At 34.8% G+C, this 15,503-nt stretch carries 17 protein-coding genes; 10 read left to right on the forward strand and 7 right to left on the reverse strand.

Annotated features, from left to right (window positions below; translation table 11 throughout):
* The first annotated feature begins 4 nt into the window (after window positions 1-4).
* The 3 genes from ABD859_RS23150 to ABD859_RS23160 all read left to right on the forward strand — a co-directional run bounded on the left by ABD859_RS23150 (window position 5) and on the right by ABD859_RS23160 (window position 1,805).
* The gene (locus ABD859_RS23150) at window positions 5-559 is read left to right on the forward strand and encodes an SMI1/KNR4 family protein (protein WP_345147180.1); all 555 of its coding nucleotides are present in this window, start codon (window positions 5-7) and stop codon (window positions 557-559) included.
* 140 nt (window positions 560-699) lie between these two features.
* On the forward strand, window positions 700-1,176 hold the full coding sequence (locus ABD859_RS23155) for a TlpA family protein disulfide reductase (RefSeq protein WP_345147181.1): 477 nt from the start codon (window positions 700-702) through the stop codon (window positions 1,174-1,176).
* Between the two features lie 14 nt (window positions 1,177-1,190).
* The gene (locus tag ABD859_RS23160) at window positions 1,191-1,805 is read left to right on the forward strand and encodes a thioredoxin family protein (protein WP_345147182.1); all 615 of its coding nucleotides are present in this window, start codon (window positions 1,191-1,193) and stop codon (window positions 1,803-1,805) included.
* A 47-nt stretch (window positions 1,806-1,852) separates the two neighbouring features.
* Here the strand turns inward: ABD859_RS23160 and ABD859_RS23165 are convergent, their stop codons facing one another.
* Both ABD859_RS23165 and ABD859_RS23170 read right to left on the reverse strand, forming a co-directional pair.
* Window positions 1,853-2,584: an AAA family ATPase gene (locus ABD859_RS23165; RefSeq protein WP_345147185.1), complete on the reverse strand. Its 732-nt coding sequence runs from the start codon at window positions 2,582-2,584 to the stop codon at window positions 1,853-1,855.
* A 31-nt stretch (window positions 2,585-2,615) separates the two neighbouring features.
* Window positions 2,616-3,347 carry a YggS family pyridoxal phosphate-dependent enzyme gene (locus ABD859_RS23170; RefSeq protein ID WP_345147187.1) on the reverse strand — a complete coding sequence of 244 codons (732 nt, stop codon included), beginning with the start codon at window positions 3,345-3,347 and terminating at the stop codon, window positions 2,616-2,618.
* Window positions 3,348-3,531: 184 nt separating this feature from the next.
* On the opposite strand from ABD859_RS23170, the gene ABD859_RS23175 reads away from it, so the two are divergent.
* The 3 genes from ABD859_RS23175 to ABD859_RS23185 all read left to right on the forward strand — a co-directional run bounded on the left by ABD859_RS23175 (window position 3,532) and on the right by ABD859_RS23185 (window position 4,783).
* Window positions 3,532-3,759: a thioredoxin family protein gene (locus tag ABD859_RS23175; protein ID WP_345147189.1), complete on the forward strand. Its 228-nt coding sequence runs from the start codon at window positions 3,532-3,534 to the stop codon at window positions 3,757-3,759.
* 82 nt (window positions 3,760-3,841) lie between these two features.
* Window positions 3,842-4,105, forward strand: a complete 264-nt coding sequence (locus ABD859_RS23180; protein WP_345147190.1) for a DUF2024 family protein — start codon at window positions 3,842-3,844, stop codon at window positions 4,103-4,105.
* Window positions 4,106-4,177: 72 nt separating this feature from the next.
* Window positions 4,178-4,783 (forward strand): MarR family winged helix-turn-helix transcriptional regulator, encoded by a 606-nt coding sequence (locus ABD859_RS23185; protein ID WP_345147191.1) that lies wholly within the window; start codon window positions 4,178-4,180, stop codon window positions 4,781-4,783.
* Here the strand turns inward: ABD859_RS23185 and pdxR are convergent.
* Window positions 4,778-6,190 carry a MocR-like pyridoxine biosynthesis transcription factor PdxR gene (pdxR, locus tag ABD859_RS23190; protein ID WP_345147192.1) on the reverse strand — a complete coding sequence of 471 codons (1,413 nt, stop codon included), beginning with the start codon at window positions 6,188-6,190 and terminating at the stop codon, window positions 4,778-4,780. The two genes, ABD859_RS23185 and pdxR, sit on opposite strands and share 6 nt — an antisense overlap.
* A 97-nt stretch (window positions 6,191-6,287) precedes the next feature.
* Here pdxR and ABD859_RS23195 point away from each other — a divergent pair, with 97 nt between their 5' ends.
* Both ABD859_RS23195 and ABD859_RS23200 read left to right on the forward strand, forming a co-directional pair.
* Entirely contained in the window at window positions 6,288-6,749 is a 462-nt protein-coding gene (locus ABD859_RS23195) for a cupin domain-containing protein (protein WP_345147194.1), read from the forward strand.
* A 10-nt stretch (window positions 6,750-6,759) separates the two neighbouring features.
* On the forward strand, window positions 6,760-7,647 hold the full coding sequence (locus tag ABD859_RS23200) for a dihydrodipicolinate synthase family protein (RefSeq protein WP_345147196.1): 888 nt from the start codon (window positions 6,760-6,762) through the stop codon (window positions 7,645-7,647).
* Window positions 7,648-7,691: 44 nt separating this feature from the next.
* Here ABD859_RS23200 and ABD859_RS23205 read toward each other — a convergent pair whose 3' ends face one another.
* The 4 genes from ABD859_RS23205 to ABD859_RS23220 all read right to left on the reverse strand — a co-directional run bounded on the left by ABD859_RS23205 (window position 7,692) and on the right by ABD859_RS23220 (window position 10,894).
* Window positions 7,692-8,693: a glycoside hydrolase family 130 protein gene (locus tag ABD859_RS23205; RefSeq protein WP_345147198.1), complete on the reverse strand. Its 1,002-nt coding sequence runs from the start codon at window positions 8,691-8,693 to the stop codon at window positions 7,692-7,694.
* A gap of 114 nt (window positions 8,694-8,807) precedes the next feature.
* Complete coding sequence (locus ABD859_RS23210) at window positions 8,808-9,101, reverse strand: DUF3861 domain-containing protein (RefSeq protein WP_345147199.1); 294 nt, start codon at window positions 9,099-9,101, stop codon at window positions 8,808-8,810.
* An 18-nt stretch (window positions 9,102-9,119) separates the two neighbouring features.
* On the reverse strand, window positions 9,120-9,851 hold the full coding sequence (locus ABD859_RS23215; RefSeq protein WP_345147200.1) for a LytR/AlgR family response regulator transcription factor: 732 nt from the start codon (window positions 9,849-9,851) through the stop codon (window positions 9,120-9,122).
* Window positions 9,851-10,894: a sensor histidine kinase gene (locus ABD859_RS23220; protein WP_345147201.1), complete on the reverse strand. Its 1,044-nt coding sequence runs from the start codon at window positions 10,892-10,894 to the stop codon at window positions 9,851-9,853. The genes ABD859_RS23215 and ABD859_RS23220 overlap by 1 nt, the downstream gene beginning before the upstream one ends.
* A 265-nt stretch (window positions 10,895-11,159) precedes the next feature.
* On the opposite strand from ABD859_RS23220, the gene ABD859_RS23225 reads away from it, so the two are divergent.
* Complete coding sequence (locus tag ABD859_RS23225; RefSeq protein WP_345147202.1) at window positions 11,160-12,314, forward strand: efflux RND transporter periplasmic adaptor subunit; 1,155 nt, start codon at window positions 11,160-11,162, stop codon at window positions 12,312-12,314.
* 5 nt (window positions 12,315-12,319) lie between these two features.
* Window positions 12,320-15,487, forward strand: a complete 3,168-nt coding sequence (locus ABD859_RS23230; RefSeq protein ID WP_345147203.1) for an efflux RND transporter permease subunit — start codon at window positions 12,320-12,322, stop codon at window positions 15,485-15,487.
* The last annotated feature ends 16 nt before the right edge of the window (window positions 15,488-15,503 follow it).

The raw sequence follows: 15,503 nt of genomic DNA on the forward strand, positions 1-15,503 counted from the left end.
AAAAATGGATAGTACACTTCAAAAACTAAATCAAAATTTATTGTCTTTAAGACCGGAATTCTATAAAAGTTTAAATGAACCTTTGAATGATAAAGATATAGAAGCACTTGAAAAGAAATACAATATAATTTTACCGGAAGATGTAAAAGTACTTTATAAATGGAAAAATGGGCAGGCAGACACTAGTTTTGAATCTTTTGTAAATAATTCTATGTTTATTTCTCTGGAAGATGCGCTTGATACTGCTGCTGAAAACACTTCAATGATTGGATTTGATTTTGAAATTGAAAATTGGTGGAATGCAAAATGGATTCCATTATTTCATAATGGAGGAGGAGATTATATTTGTTATGATTGTGATGGAACTTTTACAGGACATGCAGGACAAATAATTGAATTCTGGCATGCAGATAATGACAGAAATGTCATAGCTCCAAATCTTGAAAGCTTTCTTTCTCAGTTAAATTTGTATTACGAAATAAATAAAAATAAAGATTTTGATGAGTATTTCGAAGTTGAAAAATCTACAGGATATCCCAAACAATTTATTGTTAGTTAAATAAAAAGAAACAAACGACTAAATTTCTTTTTTTCAATTCTTAAACATCAATTTAGACTCATTAAACTTTTATTAACAAAAAGTAAGACTTCATTGATTTATATTTGTAAGGCACAATTAATTCTAACATATTGTTTCTCATGAAAATAAAAACATTTTACTGTCTTTTTATTGTTGGTTTTTTCTCTGTATCGACTTACAGTCAGAATGTTAAGCTTTTAAAAATTGATCAGCTTAACGAAAGAATAAAAAACGGAAAAGACAGCACATATGTAGTCAATTTTTGGGCAACGTGGTGTGCGCCTTGTATTAAAGAATTACCGCATTTTGAAAAACTTGGAGCCGAACATAAATCAGAGAAACTGGCCGTTTTGCTGGTAAGTCTTGATTTTAAATCAAAACTGGCTTCGAATGTAGTTCCGTTTGTAAAAAGAAAAAACCTTAAAAATGAAGTTTTTCTTTTAAACGAAAGCAGTCCGCAGGAATTTATTGATCGAATAGATCCAAGCTGGTCGGGCAGTATTCCCGCAACGCTTTTTATAAAAGGCAGCAATCGAAAATTTATTGAAAGCGAATTTACCTATGAACAATTATTAACTGAATATAAAAAACTGTAAACCCATAAACCATTATGAAAAAAATAATCTTATTACTGACATTAGCACTTTCTGCTTTTCTTTCTCAGGCGCAGACAGGAACAACTCTTAAAGCGGGAGATGCTGCACCGGATTTTAAACTGAAAAATGTTGACAATAAAGAAGTTTCTTTTGGAACTTTTAAAGATGCTAAAGGTTATATCGTAGTTTTTACCTGTAATACATGTCCTTACGCAGTTGGTTACGAACAGAGAATTATCGACTTAGATAAAAAATTTAAACCACAGGGATATCCGGTAATTGCTATTAATCCAAATGATCCGGAAGCTTCTACTGCCGATACATTTGCTAAAATGCAGGATTTGGCAAAAGAAAAAAAATATCCTTTTCCATATTTATTTGATGCAGGACAAAAAATTACAGACGAATACGGAGCAAAACGTACACCGCACATTTTTATCGTTTCTAAAACTTCAAAAGGAAATGTAGTAGAATATGTTGGCGCAATCGACAACGATCCGGAAGGGAATAATCCTCAAAAAATAAAATATGCAGAAGATGTTATTGCATCTTTAAAAAGCGGACAAAAACCAGCTGTAACACAAACCAAAGAAATTGGGTGTACAGTAAAAAGAAAAGCGAAAGCTTAATTTAGATTTTAATTTTTGAAAAACGCCTCAGATTCTGAGGCGTTTTTTTATAGAATAGTTTCGTTTATTTTTTGTTCTTTCAGCTCCAGTTCGGCAATAATCTGCCTTTTCATTGTCGTGTGTATATAATCTTTTGCTTCTGCGTAAGAAACAGTATATTTTCGTGGAATATCCTGTAAATGAACCGGAAAATGAGAAAGTAATTTGTTGTAATAAATATCCAGTTCTCTATTATTGGGCATTTCAAATTTTAGTTTAATTTGAAATCTTCTCAATAAAGCCGAATCGATACTATTGTAAAAATTCGTTGCACAAATCAATAAACTATCTGTTGGGAAATAATCAATAAGCTGAATGATGGTATTAACCAGACGTCGCATTTCGGCAACATCTTTATCATCGCTTTCACGGCTTTTTCCAATCTGATCAAATTCATCTAAAAATAAAACCGCTTTTTCGCGAATCGCTTTATCAAAAATGGTTTTTACATTTTTAGAGGTTTCACCAATTTTGGCATTAATCAGAGTGCTGAGGTTTATAATGACAATGCTTTTATTTAAAGCTGTTGCAATTGCTTTTGCTGTTGTTGTTTTACCGCAGCCGGAATGTCCGTGAAGCAGTATTTTATTATCAACTTTAAGATTGTACTTTTTTAATTCCTCAATATATTTGTGCTCTTTAATCGTTTGATTTAAAGCCAGTTTGTTTTCTTCACTAAAAAGAAGATCGTCCAGTGCAATTTTTTCAGTATCAGTTACAACAAGTTCGTGCAAATTCATTTTGAGATTGTATTTGGTGCAAAATTAGACTTTATTCTGCAATATTCTCGTTCCAGATTTCTTTTCCTAGAAAGCGGTTTCCAAAAATAGAAGTTCCCACTCGTACCATATTCGAACCTTCGGCAATGGCCAGTTCTAAATCCTGCGACATCCCCATAGAAAGTTTTAAATTAGTTAGACCTTCAATTTTAGCTTCGTAAATTTCATCCCGTATTTCGCGGAGTAATCGTAAAGAAGGTCTCATTTTTTCTTTTTCGACATCTAATAAGCCAATCGTCATTAAACCTTTGATTTTTAACGATTCATATTTTTTTATTTCTCTAATAAACGAAATCACATCGGCAGGAGCCAGTCCAAATTTACTTTCCTCAAAAGAAGTATTAACCTGAATAAAAACATCTAGAGTCCGGTTTTCTTTTAGAAGCTGTTTGTGCAATTCTTCTGCCAGACTTAACCGGTCAAGAGACTGAATACAAGTTACATATTTCAAAACATCTTTTACTTTGTTAGTCTGTAAATGACCAATAAAATGACGTTCGATATTTAGATTTCTTAATACAGAATCCTTATCGCGCAATTCCTGCATTTTGTTTTCGCCCATTAAAGTTTCTTCGGCCTCAAAAGCAATTTGAATACGCTCTGCAGGGACCGTTTTCGTTGCCAGCAATAATTGAACATCCGTAACATTTCTCCCCGAAATTCCGCAGGCTTTTTCGATACGATCATGAACCTCTTTTAAATTGAAAATAATATCCTCTTTCATACACACAAAGATATTAGAAAACTGGATTGTAAAAAAGATCCAGTTTTTACTATAGAAACTAGTCCAGTAAAAATGCTAAACCAGACCAGAAAATGCCCGAAAATGAAAAAACTGGATTATTTAATGGTTAGGTATCCTAACTAATTTTGTCATGGCAATAAAGTCAAATTAAAATCAAATTAAGATGAGTAAATCAATTTTTTATCATGCAGGTTGTCCAGTTTGCGTAAGCGCAGAACACGACATTTTAAATTTAGTTAAAGATGTTGAAGTTGTAAACATCGGAGAAGACAGATCTCGAATTGCTGAGGCTCAAAAAGCAGGAATACAATCTGTTCCGGCTCTTGTAACGCCAAACGGAAATGTACTGCACATTAATTTTGGTGCTTCTATCGAAGAAGTAATCGGGTAAATATAAATACCTCTTTGGAGTCATTTCCAAAGAGGTTTTATAAAGCATAAGCAAAACAACAAACAATAAATATAAAATAACAATGAAAGTAGCAGTATGGGATACTTATGTAACCCGAAAAGACGGCAAAATAATGCATTTTGATATTTTGGTTGATGAAAATACAGACGATGCAAATCAGGTTTTTGAATATGGAAAACAATACCTTAAATCAGTTTTACAGGAAGGCCAGCCTTTAAGTTCTAAAGAATGCACATTTTGTCATATCGACAAAGCACCTGCAGATATCGAAGATCAAATTCTTAAAAACGGATTTTCGATTATAGAAATGGAAAACTGTTATTAATTTTTCGCTTAGAATTATTAATTTTTAGACTGAAAGTGTGGGGACTTTCAGTCTATTTTATTTAATGTAATTATGAAAAATATCTTCGATTTAGAAATTCAAAACAGCAGTTTAGACGGAAAAATTACAGCAGGTTTTGAACGTTTGTCTCAGGTTTTTAGAGTATTGTTGTGGGAAAAAGCAAAAAATCATGATTTGAGTCCAATACAAATTCAGGTTTTGATTTTTTTGAAACATCATTCAAAAAATAAGGCAACGGTAAGTTATATGGCAAAAGAATTTAATTTAACAAAAGCTACAGTAAGCGATACGGTTAGAATTTTAGAGAAAAAAAGTTATATAACAAAATCTGTAAATGAAAATGATTCCAGAAGTTACGCCATAGAGCTAACAGCAAAAGGGCTGGAAATGGTTCTTTTAACAGAAGATTTTACAGATCCGTTATTTGATTTGATACGAATGGTTCCTGAGAATGAAAAAAACGTTTTATGGAAAAACATTAGTTCAATTGTCGAACAGCTCCATACACTTCAAGTAATAAATGTTCAAAGTACCTGTCGTAACTGCGGTTATTTTCTACAGCAAAACGACGGTAATTATTGCCAGCTGATGAATATTAAATTGGAAACAAACGACATAAAACTAGATTGTATTGATCATAAACCAGTTCGTTTATAAATAACCGGCAAGTGCTTTTATGCCTTCTTCCATTTGTTCTTCGGTAAGTGATCCGTAGCCTAATCTTAAACCGTTTGAAGGATTCTTAAAACTGAATTTTTCCGGATTCATTATTTTTATTCCTTTTAAAAGCAGTGCCGTGCAGATTTTTTCTGCATCAATTTCTTTATTGGGCACAATCCAAAAAGCCAATCCGCCTTCGGGTTTGGTAAAAGTTACTTTATCTTTTAAATGAAGTTTACAAAGGTTTTCAAAATAATCTCTTTTGGCTTTATAAATGAGGTTTGTTTTTTTGAGATGCCTTTTGATTTTTCCTTCATTAATAAGACTCAAAACAGCTTCTTCCATAATATTATCACCCTGCACATCAATTATTTTTCGATGATTGGCCGCCTTTTGAATATTTTCGGCAGAACTTGCTAAATAGCCAATTCGCAAAGCCGGTGCAACAATTTTGCTTAAAGTACCAATGTAAATAAAGTTTTTAGCATTGCTATAACTCGAAATAGGCATAATAGGACGCTGACCAAAATGAAATTCATGATCATAATCGTCTTCAATAATCGTAAAACCATATTGATTTGAAAGTTCAATGAGTTTTAATCTCTTTTTGAGACTCATTGTTACCGTAGTGGGAAATTGATGATGAGGCGTTACATATATTGCTTTTACAGCTGTATTATTTTTGAGGTAATTTTCGACTTCATCTAAATTTAAACCGTCATTTGAAACACTTACAGGCAGTAAACTCGCTCCGGCATTTTCAAAAGCCTGCCAGGCCGGTTTATAACCTGGATTTTCAATCATAACAAAATCGCCTTTTGAAAACAGACAATGTGCAGCAAGATACATCGCCATCTGACTGCCTCGTGTTATACAAATTTGATCAAGAGAAACATTCATTCCTCTTTTAAAGTTGAGCATCTGTACAATGGCTTTTCTAAATTCGGTGTTGCCAAATTCGTTGCTGTAACCCATAATCTGCCAGCGTGATTTTCTGTTGAAAATTTCGCGATAAGCACGTGCCAGATCATTCATAGGTGCGAGACGGCTGTCAGGAAGTCCGTCATCAAAAACAAGATGTGCTTTAGGCTCGTCAACTGTGCTGTTGATTTTTTCTTCGGATTTTTTACCGGTCATGATTTCAGGAAGAACATCAGCAACAAAAGTGCCTTTTCGGTCAATGCTTATCAGCCAGCCTTCTGCAGTTAAAACATCGAGTGCTTCGATAACTGTGTTTCGGTTTACATTTAATAATCCTGCGATATTACGACTTCCGGGTAATGCATTTCCACTGGTAAGTTTACCAGATTTTATGGCATTAATCACAGCATCAGCAATTTGAAGGTATAATGCCTTATCTGATTTTTTGTCTAAATGGATTTCAAATTGCCAAGGTCGTAACATCTGGACTAGTTATTTATGTTAAAACTGTGTTATAGTGACAGTCCAAAGTTACAATATTTTTGTCATGCAATAATGCATCAACCTAAATATATTGAATATGGAAACGAAAGAACAAAAATTCTCATCAAAAGATTTTCACCAGACTTATGCCAGACCAACTTTTGTGATGCCGGATAAATTAATTCACAGAAATGTGGAAAATGCAGGTGTTCACGATCAATTTTCGGCAGAAAGAAAGCATCCTGTATTTTTTGTAGATCTTCCGAGTAAAAACGTAAGTATGACTATTGGCGGACTTCTTCCGGGACAGCTTACTAACCGACACAGACATACGTATGAAACTTTATTGTATGTAATTGAAGGTTCTGGTTATACCGAAATTGAAGATCAAAAAGTAGAATGGAAAGCTGGCGATGCCGTTTATATTCCTGCATGGACCTGGCACCGCCACCAAAATTTGAGCGATTCTGAAAACGCAAAATACATCGCAACAGAAAATGCGCCTCAATTGCAGAATTTAGGAGTGGCTTTAAGAGAAGAAGAAGGAAGAGATTTATAAATATTATCGAATGAAAAATACAAAACTAAAAGGTATTATTGCTTACCCGATAACACCATTTGATACAAATGAAAAAGTGGATATTTCGCTTTATAAACAATTGTTGGAACGGTTAATTGTTTCAGGTTCTCATGCTGTAGCGCCGTTAGGAAGCACAGGAGTAATGCCGTATTTAAATGATGAAGAAAAAGAAGCCATAACAGAAGCTACAGTAGAACAGGTAAAAGGCAGAGTTCCAATTTTAGCAGGCGTTTCTAATTTAACTACAGAACGAACTATTTATCATGCAAAAGCAGCCGAAAAAGCGGGAGTAGATGCTGTCATGATTATTCCTATGAGTTACTGGAAACTAAGCGATGACGAAATTGTAAAGCATTATGATGCGGTTGCCAGTAAAATTTCAATCCCTATTATGGCTTACAATAATCCTGCAACAGCAGGAATCGATATGTCGCCGGCTTTACTAAAACGTATTTTAGAAATACCAAATGTAACCATGATTAAGGAAAGTACCGGAGATGTACAGCGAATGCATTATTTAAAGAAAGAATTTGGCGAAAATGCCGCTTTTTACAACGGATCAAATCCGCTGGCGCTGTCTGCTTTTGCGGCAGGAGCATCCGGATGGTGTACTGCAGCTCCTAATTTAATTCCGGAATTGAATATTGCTTTATACAATGCTGTTCAGGAAAATGATTTTCAGGAAGCGCAAAAGTTATTTTACAAACAGATTAATTTACTGCGGTTTATTGTAGAAAAAGGACTTCCAAGAGCAATTAAAGCAGGACTTACTATTCAGGGAATTGATGGCGGACATTTGAGAAAACCTTTGGAACCGCTTACTGAAAGAGAGAGCAGTGATCTAAGCAGTATTTTGAACTTAATAAGTTCTAATTAAAAACAAAGGCATAGTTGTATTGACTATGCCTTTTTTATGTTTGATTAAATTTTATTTGCTAAAAGTTCTGTCAGCAAGATTTTGATGTTAACAGAAGCGCACGCAATTCCTTCATCGGCTGCGCCATAATAAATATAAAGTTCATCATCATCGTCCAGAATAGTTCCTGTTGGAAAACAAACATAATTTACATAGCCTTTTAATTCCCACGGCTGATCCGGAATAAAGAGCGGATAAGGAAGTCGTGCAATTTCTTTTGTAGGATCATCAATATCCAAAAGTGCCGCACAGGCCACGTACATATAACCGTTTATAGTGTCATGAACACCATGATAAATTAAAAGCCAGCCATATTCTGTTTCTATAGGAGGAGCTCCGTTTCCTAAATAACTTAATTCGTGGGTGAATTTTGGATCCAGTACAATATGATTTTTAAAATCGAGCATATATTTTTTCCAGAATTCCTGATTTAAGTCGTCAAGATTATCAACAGAAGCAATCTGAATTCCTGGGCGTATTCGATGCAGGAAATGCAGTTTTCCGTTTATCTTTCTTGGAAAGAATACCACATTTTTGTCCCATACATAACTGCTTCCCGTGCTGGGCTGAAAATATTTAATATTTAAATCCTGCTGATGTTTTATAAGTGAGCGCAGTTCGTCGCCGGATAATTGAGGAACAACAATGCCGTGTTTGGTAAAGTTTTTTAAATCAGAAGAAGTAGCTACACAACCAAAAGCATTTTCACCATCATAACCGCAATAGGAAAGATAAAAAAGATCATCAATTTTTACAATTCGTGGATCTTCGACACCATATTTTTCGTTTTCAGTTTCAGGAACTATAACAGGGTATGTATATCGTTCTTCGATAGTAAGCGGATCTGAAAGGCGGCAGTAACCAAGGGTAGAGTGGTTTCCTAATGCAACGGCTCTGTAAAAAATATGTATTTTTCCGTTGTCTGCAATAACTGCCGGATTTAGAACGCCTTCAAATTCAAAATCTAATTCGGTCTTAGTGATAATTAATCCATGTTTGTGTATCATAAAGCTTTCTTTTTTTAGATCATTTTAATAAAATTACACTAAATGTCAAAAACTTGATTTACATAACATCTTAAAATTCTTTCATAATTTGGTATAAAAAAAGCTTGCAGATAACTACAAGCTTTTTAATTTTTTCATGAAGAGAGGAAAAACTTCATTTAATTCATCAAATAAAGGATTATTACGATGTTTAAGTTTTATTTCAGTGAAAAGTTTTAATCCCAGAGCAAACTGTGTAGCTTCGTATGGATTATCAAATATGTTTTTATCTTTTATTCTCTGGATAATTCCAAAAATCTCGTCGTGATTATCAAATTCAATTCCGAGTTCCTTTGCAGGTTCGGTATCGCCATTTGCATATTCCTTTAAGCTTAATGTCAAATAATATTTGTTTGATCTTTTTTGCATGATACTAAAATTTCAATTTTACTTTAACCATTTGTCTACAATGGTTTTAAATGTTTCTTTATATTGTTCGCCAACAGTAATTTCTGTTTTATCAATAAAAATAGAATTTTTGCTTATGGCGTTTATTTTATCCAGCGATACAATAAATGAGCGGTGAACACGCATAAATTTTGACGATGGTAATTTTTCTTCTAAGGCTTTTAATGAAATCAGGGATAATATCGCTTTTTGATTATCATCTAAGTGAACTTTTACATAATCTTTTAGGCTTTCGATGTAGAGTATTTCTTTTAAAGAAATACGAACCCATTGGTATTCAACTTTTAAAAAGATGAATTCATCATCGGATGTAATAGGCTGAAAATTGTTTGAAGCTTCTTCTGTTATCTGCAGCACTTTATTTGCCGCCCGTAAAAATTCTTCGTAGCTAAAAGGTTTTAAAAGATAATCAACCGCATTTACCTTATAACCTTCAATTGCATAATGATTGTAAGCGGTTGTAAAAACAATTTTTGGTACTTGTCCCGGCTGTTCCTGCAAAAGTCTGGCAAGTTCCATTCCGGTTAAGTTGGGCATATTAATATCCAGAAAAACAAGATCCGGTTGTTTTTCTCTAATCAGGCTCATCGCTTCAACTGCATTATCGCAGCTTGCGGTTAATTGTAAAAAAGGAGTTTGATAGATAAAAGTTTCAACCAGTTTTAGTGCCAGAGGTTCGTCATCTACTGCTATACATTTTAATACCGTCATTATTCTAAATTTATTTGCAGTTTTACATTGTACATTCCGTTTTTAGCCAAACCGGCAATCAGTGTGTGTTTGTTAGGATAAATCAAATGCAGTCTTCGTTTTGTATTGGTTAAACCAATGCCGCCTTCATCTGTAATAGACGTTTTTTCAAAATAAGTGTTTTCGACTTCAAACTCCAGATTGCTGCCCTTTTGCTTTAACGAAATATGAATTTCACTTTTATCTGTGGCATGAATTCCATGTTTAAAAGCATTTTCTACTAAAGGTAGTAATAACATTGGAACAATTGGATAATCATGAATTTTTTCTGGAATATCAGTTGTTATCGTTAGTTTTTTATTGGCACGAAGTTTCATAAGCGAAATAAAATCTCTCATAAATTCAGCTTCTTTTAGCAATGTTGTTCTTTCTTCTGTGCTGTACAATAAATAACGCATCATTCGGCTCAGCGTATGAAGTGCATTTCTGGAATCTTCGATATCAGTATAGGTTAATGAATAAATGCTGTTTAATGAATTAAAGAAGAAATGCGGATTGATCTGCGCTTTCAGCATGGCAAGTTCTGCTGCTGTTTTGTCCTGTTCTAATTTTTGTTTGTATTGTGCCGCTTTCTGCCAGTGCTGTAACATCGCCCAGCTCGTGCTTATTCCTAAAACCAAAAGTGTAAGCATGAACACATAATTGTCAAAATATGGGTTTCGGTATTTTTTAAAACCAAGAATCGCAGTAATTTTATTGTGAAGATCGGTTTGAGAAGTATATAAATAAGCAATAATCTGAAAGCCGAAAATAACCAGAATAGCCCAAAATAAAAACGGCGAAGTATTATCTTTAATAATCGTTTTAGGAACTATTATTTTTGCATTAGTATAAAAAATGAACATTAACAGAAACAGGATAATGATCTGCCAAAGCCAGAAAATTGCAGGAAGCACAACATTCCAGGTTAAGGGGATATAAAACAACATTATAAATCCCAATAATAACCAGCCAAGAATGTGTAATCCGGTAAATAAATAAGGTCTGTATAGGTTTGATGCCATTACGATTTTCTACTTTTTAGGCAATATTACATTTTATTTACATGCGATTAAGAAGCAATCGCTCAACGCAGAATTACAGTCTCTAAAAACCATTTTAGAGCCGATGAGTTTTGAAATTAAACACTTGTTTAATTTTTAAAAATCTCCATCGTGTGAAAGGACATCTTTATCGATTGTCTTTCCGTTTTCGTCTATTTGAAAATTTTCGCGTGTTATATTTTATTTCTTTTGTTGTCATATAATCGATAATTACATATTATTTCAAATGAATAAGCAATCATTTTTAAGCATCCTTGCAGCATCACTTCTTATCGCATCATGCGGTAAAAATGATAAATCGGCTCAGGCCGGAGGTGCACCGCAGATTAAAGAATATAAAACTGTGACTTTACAGTTGGAATCAGCGACTTTAAACAGCGATTTTCCGGCTAGTATTCAGGGACAGCAAAACATAGAAATCCGACCAAGGGTTGAAGGATATATCGATAAAATTTTTGTAGATGAAGGTGCTGTTGTAAAAACAGGACAGCCTTTGTTTAAAATCAGCGCTCCAGAATATGAGCAGCAGGTTCGTACTGCGACAGCAGCGATTAAAAGTGCTCAGGCCGATTTAAGTTCTGCAAAACTGGCTGTAAACAAAGTAAAACCTTTGGTTGAAAAAGGAATCATTAGTAAATATGATTTAGAATCAGCACAATACACATACGAATCAGCTGTGGCCGCTTTAGCTCAGGCAAATGCCGCTTTGGTAAATGCTAAAGTTAATTTAGGATATACTACAGTTACAAGTCCGGTAAACGGAGTTGTAGGTTCGATTCCGTTTCGTTTAGGAAGTTTGGTAAGTTCAAATACTGCTGATCCTCTAACAACAGTTTCAAGCATTGGAAACGTTTATGCTTATTTCGCTATGAACGAAAAAGCGCTTTTAAATTTTACTAAAGATGCAGGAGCTTCATTAAATCAAAAAATTAAAAATTTACCAGCAGTTTCTTTAGTTCTTGCAGATGGAACAGCGTATGATGAAAAAGGTCATATCGAAACGGTAAACGGTTTAATTAATACAGAAACAGGTTCTGTAAACGTAAGAGCACGTTTTCCTAACTCTAAAGGAATTATTAGAAGCGGAAGCAGCACAACAGTAAGAATTCCTAATGAAGTAAAAAATTCAATAATCGTTCCTCAGAGTGCGACATTTGAACTTCAGGATAAAATTTTTGCTGTAGTTGTAGGTAAAGACAGAAAAACGAAAAATGCCAATATTACAGTGCTTGACAATTCAGCAGGAAACTATTATGTGGTAACCAGCGGTTTAAAAGCTGGCGATGAAATTGTATTAGAAGGTGTTGCCTCTTTAAAAGAAGGAACAGAAATCAAAGCTCAAAATCAAAAGCCTGAAACGGTTTATGCTGACTTAAAATAAAAAAAATGTTTAAAAAGTTTATACAAAGACCTGTACTATCGACGGTAATATCTGTTATTATTGTCATTCTGGGTGTTTTAGGATTAATTGAGCTTCCTATTTCTCAATATCCTGATATTGCACCGCCAACAGTAAACGTGTCTGCAAGTTATACAGGAGCCAATGCAGATGTAGTATTAAAAAGTATCGTAATTCCGCTTGAGGAACAGATTAATGGTGTAGAAAACATGACTTACATGACTTCTACAGCAACAAATGATGGTAATGCTTCGATTAAAATTTTCTTTAAAGTAGGAACAAATCCTGATTTAGCAGCGGTAAACGTGCAAAACAGGGTTTCCAGAGCTACGAGTTTATTACCGGTCGAGGTAACTCAGGCTGGGGTTACTGTAACCAAAAGTCAGAGTAGTAACTTATTGATTTTCTCTTTATATAGTGAAGACAAAGCTTACGATCAGACGTTTCTTCAAAATTATGCCAAAATTAACCTTGTACCACAAATTCAGCGTGTAGTTGGTGTGGGAGATGTTACCGTTTTTGGTGCCAAAGATTATTCGATGAGAATCTGGCTGAAACCAGACGTAATGCAGCAATACAAACTGATTCCAAGCGATATTTCGGCATCACTTGCAGAACAAAATATCGAAGCGGCACCAGGTAAATTTGGTGAAAACGGAAATCAGGCTTTTCAATATGTAATTAAATATAAAGGACGTTTAACAAGTGCTCAGGAATTTGAGAATATTGTTATAAAATCAGTTGGAAACGGGCAGATGCTTCGCCTTAAAGATGTGGCTAAAGTAGAGCTTGGATCATTAAGTTATGCTTCGACTATTAAAACAAACGGTGTAGAATCTGCGGCGATGGCAGTAAGCCAGACTCCGGGATCTAATGCACGTGATGTAATTAATAATTCGAAAAAACTGATTGAAGAAGCAGCAAAAAATTTCCCGAAAGGAGTTAAATATACTACGCTGGTTGACGTTAACGAGAATCTGGATGCTTCTATCGAAAAAGTAGTGCATACTTTAGTTGAAGCCTTTATTTTGGTTTTTATCGTAGTATTTATTTTCCTTCAGGATTTTAGATCGACTTTAATTCCGGCAATTGCGGTTCCGGTTGCAATTGTAGGTACATTTTTCTTCCTGAATTTATTTGGATTTACAATTAACTTATTAACGCTTTTTGCGATGGTACTCGCAATTGGTATTGTGGTCGATGATGCGATTGTGGTTGTAGAGGCGGTGCACGCCAAACTTGATCACGGTTACAAATCGGCTAAGAAAGCTACAATACATGCGATGGACGAGATATCGGGGGCGATTATTTCTATCACGCTTGTAATGGCTGCGGTTTTTATTCCGGTAACTTTTATTACCGGATCAACCGGAGTTTTCTACAAACAGTTTGGTATTACACTGGCTGTGGCGATTATTCTTTCGGCAGTAAATGCCTTGACATTAAGTCCGGCATTGTGTGCTTTGCTTTTAAAACCGCATGCTGACGATCATAAACACAAAAGCTATTTACAACGTTTTTATACATCGTTTAACGTAGCATTCGATAATGTTACTCAAAGATACAAGCGTTCTGTAAGTTTCCTTTCAGCAAAAAAATGGATTCCGGTGGCTTCAATTGTTATCGCTGGTTTAGCATTATTTTATATGATGAAAACTACGCCTTCAGCTTTCGTACCTTCTGAAGATCAGGGAACTGTTTTTGCTAACATCAGCTTACCGCCATCAGCTTCGATGGAACGTTCTGATGTTATTGCTAAAAGAGTAGACAGTATTGCGAAAACTATTCCGGGCGTAAAAAACACACTTCGTATTGTTGGGCAGAACTTTACAGCAGGAGCGGGTAGTGCTTACAGTATGGTTATTGTAAAATTAATGCCTTGGGATAAACGTGATTTAAGTGTAGACGATGTAATTGGACAGCTTTTTGCCAAAACAAGCGGTATTCGTGAAGCTAGTATTTTCTTCATTTCTCCGCCTACAATTCAGGGATTTGGACAAAGCGGTGGATTTGAATTTCAATTACAGGATAAAGGTGGACATACAACAGCTGAATTTTACAAAGTAAACAACGAATTCTTAGCCAAACTGGCTGAACGTCCGGAGATACAATATGCAACAACACCATTTAACCCTGGTTTCCCGCAGTACATGATGGATATTAATCTGGCAAAAGCCAAAGATGCAGGAGTTTCTGTAAACTCAATTTTATCGACCATGCAGGGATATTATGGGGGATTGTATGCTTCGAATTTCAACAAATTTGGAAAACAATATCGTGTTATGATTCAGGCTTCGCCGGAGTTTAGAACTAATACACAAGGGTTAAATAAAATTTTTGTTCGTAACAGTGCCGGAAACATGGCACCAATTACTGAGTTTGTAAAAATGACCAGAGTTTTTGGTCCGGAATCAATTTCAAGATTTAACTTATTTACATCTATTGCGATTACAGGTGCGCCAAAACCAGGATTTAGTTCCGGAGATGCTATTAAAGCCATTCAGGAAGTTGCAGCAGAAAATCTTCCGGCTGGTTATGGTTATGAGTTTTCTGGTTTAACGCGTGAGGAATTAGCATCAGGAAGTGAAACGATTTTTATCTTTATTTTATGTTTGGTATTCGTTTATTTCCTTTTAAGTGCGCAGTACGAAAGTTACATTCTTCCATTTGCGGTATTGTTCTCAATTCCGTTTGGACTGGCAGGAGCATATTTGTTCTCGATTATATTCAAACTAAACAGTAATATTTACCTTCAGATTTCCTTAATCATGCTTATTGGACTTCTCGCGAAGAATGGTATTTTGATTGTCGAATTTGCTTTAGACAGAAGGAAAAAAGGATTGCCTATTCTACAGGCTGCAGTTGAAGGAGCCGTTGCACGTTTGCGTCCAATTTTAATGACTTCATTTGCCTTTATCTTAGGACTTGTTCCGTTAATGTTCGCAACAGGAGCCGGTGCGGTAGGTAACAAATCGATTGGAACTGGAGCTGTAGGAGGTATGTTAATTGGAACTATTTTAGGGGTATTTGTTATTCCAGTTCTGTTTATCATTTTCCAAACATTACAGGAAAGAGTGAGTGGTCCGCCAAAGGAAAATTATGACGACGACGACGATGAAGAAGAAATTCATTTACTAGAAGCTCACAAGGAGTAAAATTAAATTAAAACAA

The organism is Flavobacterium ginsengiterrae, from assembly GCF_039539785.1.
Lineage (GTDB): Bacteria > Bacteroidota > Bacteroidia > Flavobacteriales > Flavobacteriaceae > Flavobacterium > Flavobacterium ginsengiterrae.

Bases quoted from the DNA above. Each gene is read 5' to 3' on its own strand.
- ABD859_RS23180 (WP_345147190.1), top strand. From the start codon at position 3,842: ATGAAAGTAGCAGTATGGGATACTTATGTAACCCGAAAAGACGGCAAA.
- ABD859_RS23185 (WP_345147191.1), top strand. From the start codon at position 4,178: ATGAAAAATATCTTCGATTTAGAAATTCAAAACAGCAGTTTAGACGGA.
- ABD859_RS23155 (WP_345147181.1), top strand. From the start codon at position 700: ATGAAAATAAAAACATTTTACTGTCTTTTTATTGTTGGTTTTTTCTCT.
- ABD859_RS23160 (WP_345147182.1), top strand. From the start codon at position 1,191: ATGAAAAAAATAATCTTATTACTGACATTAGCACTTTCTGCTTTTCTT.
- ABD859_RS23225 (WP_345147202.1), top strand. From the start codon at position 11,160: ATGAATAAGCAATCATTTTTAAGCATCCTTGCAGCATCACTTCTTATC.
- ABD859_RS23230 (WP_345147203.1), top strand. From the start codon at position 12,320: ATGTTTAAAAAGTTTATACAAAGACCTGTACTATCGACGGTAATATCT.
- ABD859_RS23150 (WP_345147180.1), top strand. From the start codon at position 5: ATGGATAGTACACTTCAAAAACTAAATCAAAATTTATTGTCTTTAAGA.
- ABD859_RS23215 (WP_345147200.1), bottom strand. From the start codon at position 9,851: ATGACGGTATTAAAATGTATAGCAGTAGATGACGAACCTCTGGCACTA.
- pdxR (WP_345147192.1), bottom strand. From the start codon at position 6,190: ATGTTACGACCTTGGCAATTTGAAATCCATTTAGACAAAAAATCAGAT.
- ABD859_RS23165 (WP_345147185.1), bottom strand. From the start codon at position 2,584: ATGAATTTGCACGAACTTGTTGTAACTGATACTGAAAAAATTGCACTG.
- ABD859_RS23175 (WP_345147189.1), top strand. From the start codon at position 3,532: ATGAGTAAATCAATTTTTTATCATGCAGGTTGTCCAGTTTGCGTAAGC.
- ABD859_RS23210 (WP_345147199.1), bottom strand. From the start codon at position 9,101: ATGCAAAAAAGATCAAACAAATATTATTTGACATTAAGCTTAAAGGAA.
- ABD859_RS23220 (WP_345147201.1), bottom strand. From the start codon at position 10,894: ATGGCATCAAACCTATACAGACCTTATTTATTTACCGGATTACACATT.
- ABD859_RS23200 (WP_345147196.1), top strand. From the start codon at position 6,760: ATGAAAAATACAAAACTAAAAGGTATTATTGCTTACCCGATAACACCA.
- ABD859_RS23170 (WP_345147187.1), bottom strand. From the start codon at position 3,347: ATGAAAGAGGATATTATTTTCAATTTAAAAGAGGTTCATGATCGTATC.
- ABD859_RS23205 (WP_345147198.1), bottom strand. From the start codon at position 8,693: ATGATACACAAACATGGATTAATTATCACTAAGACCGAATTAGATTTT.
- ABD859_RS23195 (WP_345147194.1), top strand. From the start codon at position 6,288: ATGGAAACGAAAGAACAAAAATTCTCATCAAAAGATTTTCACCAGACT.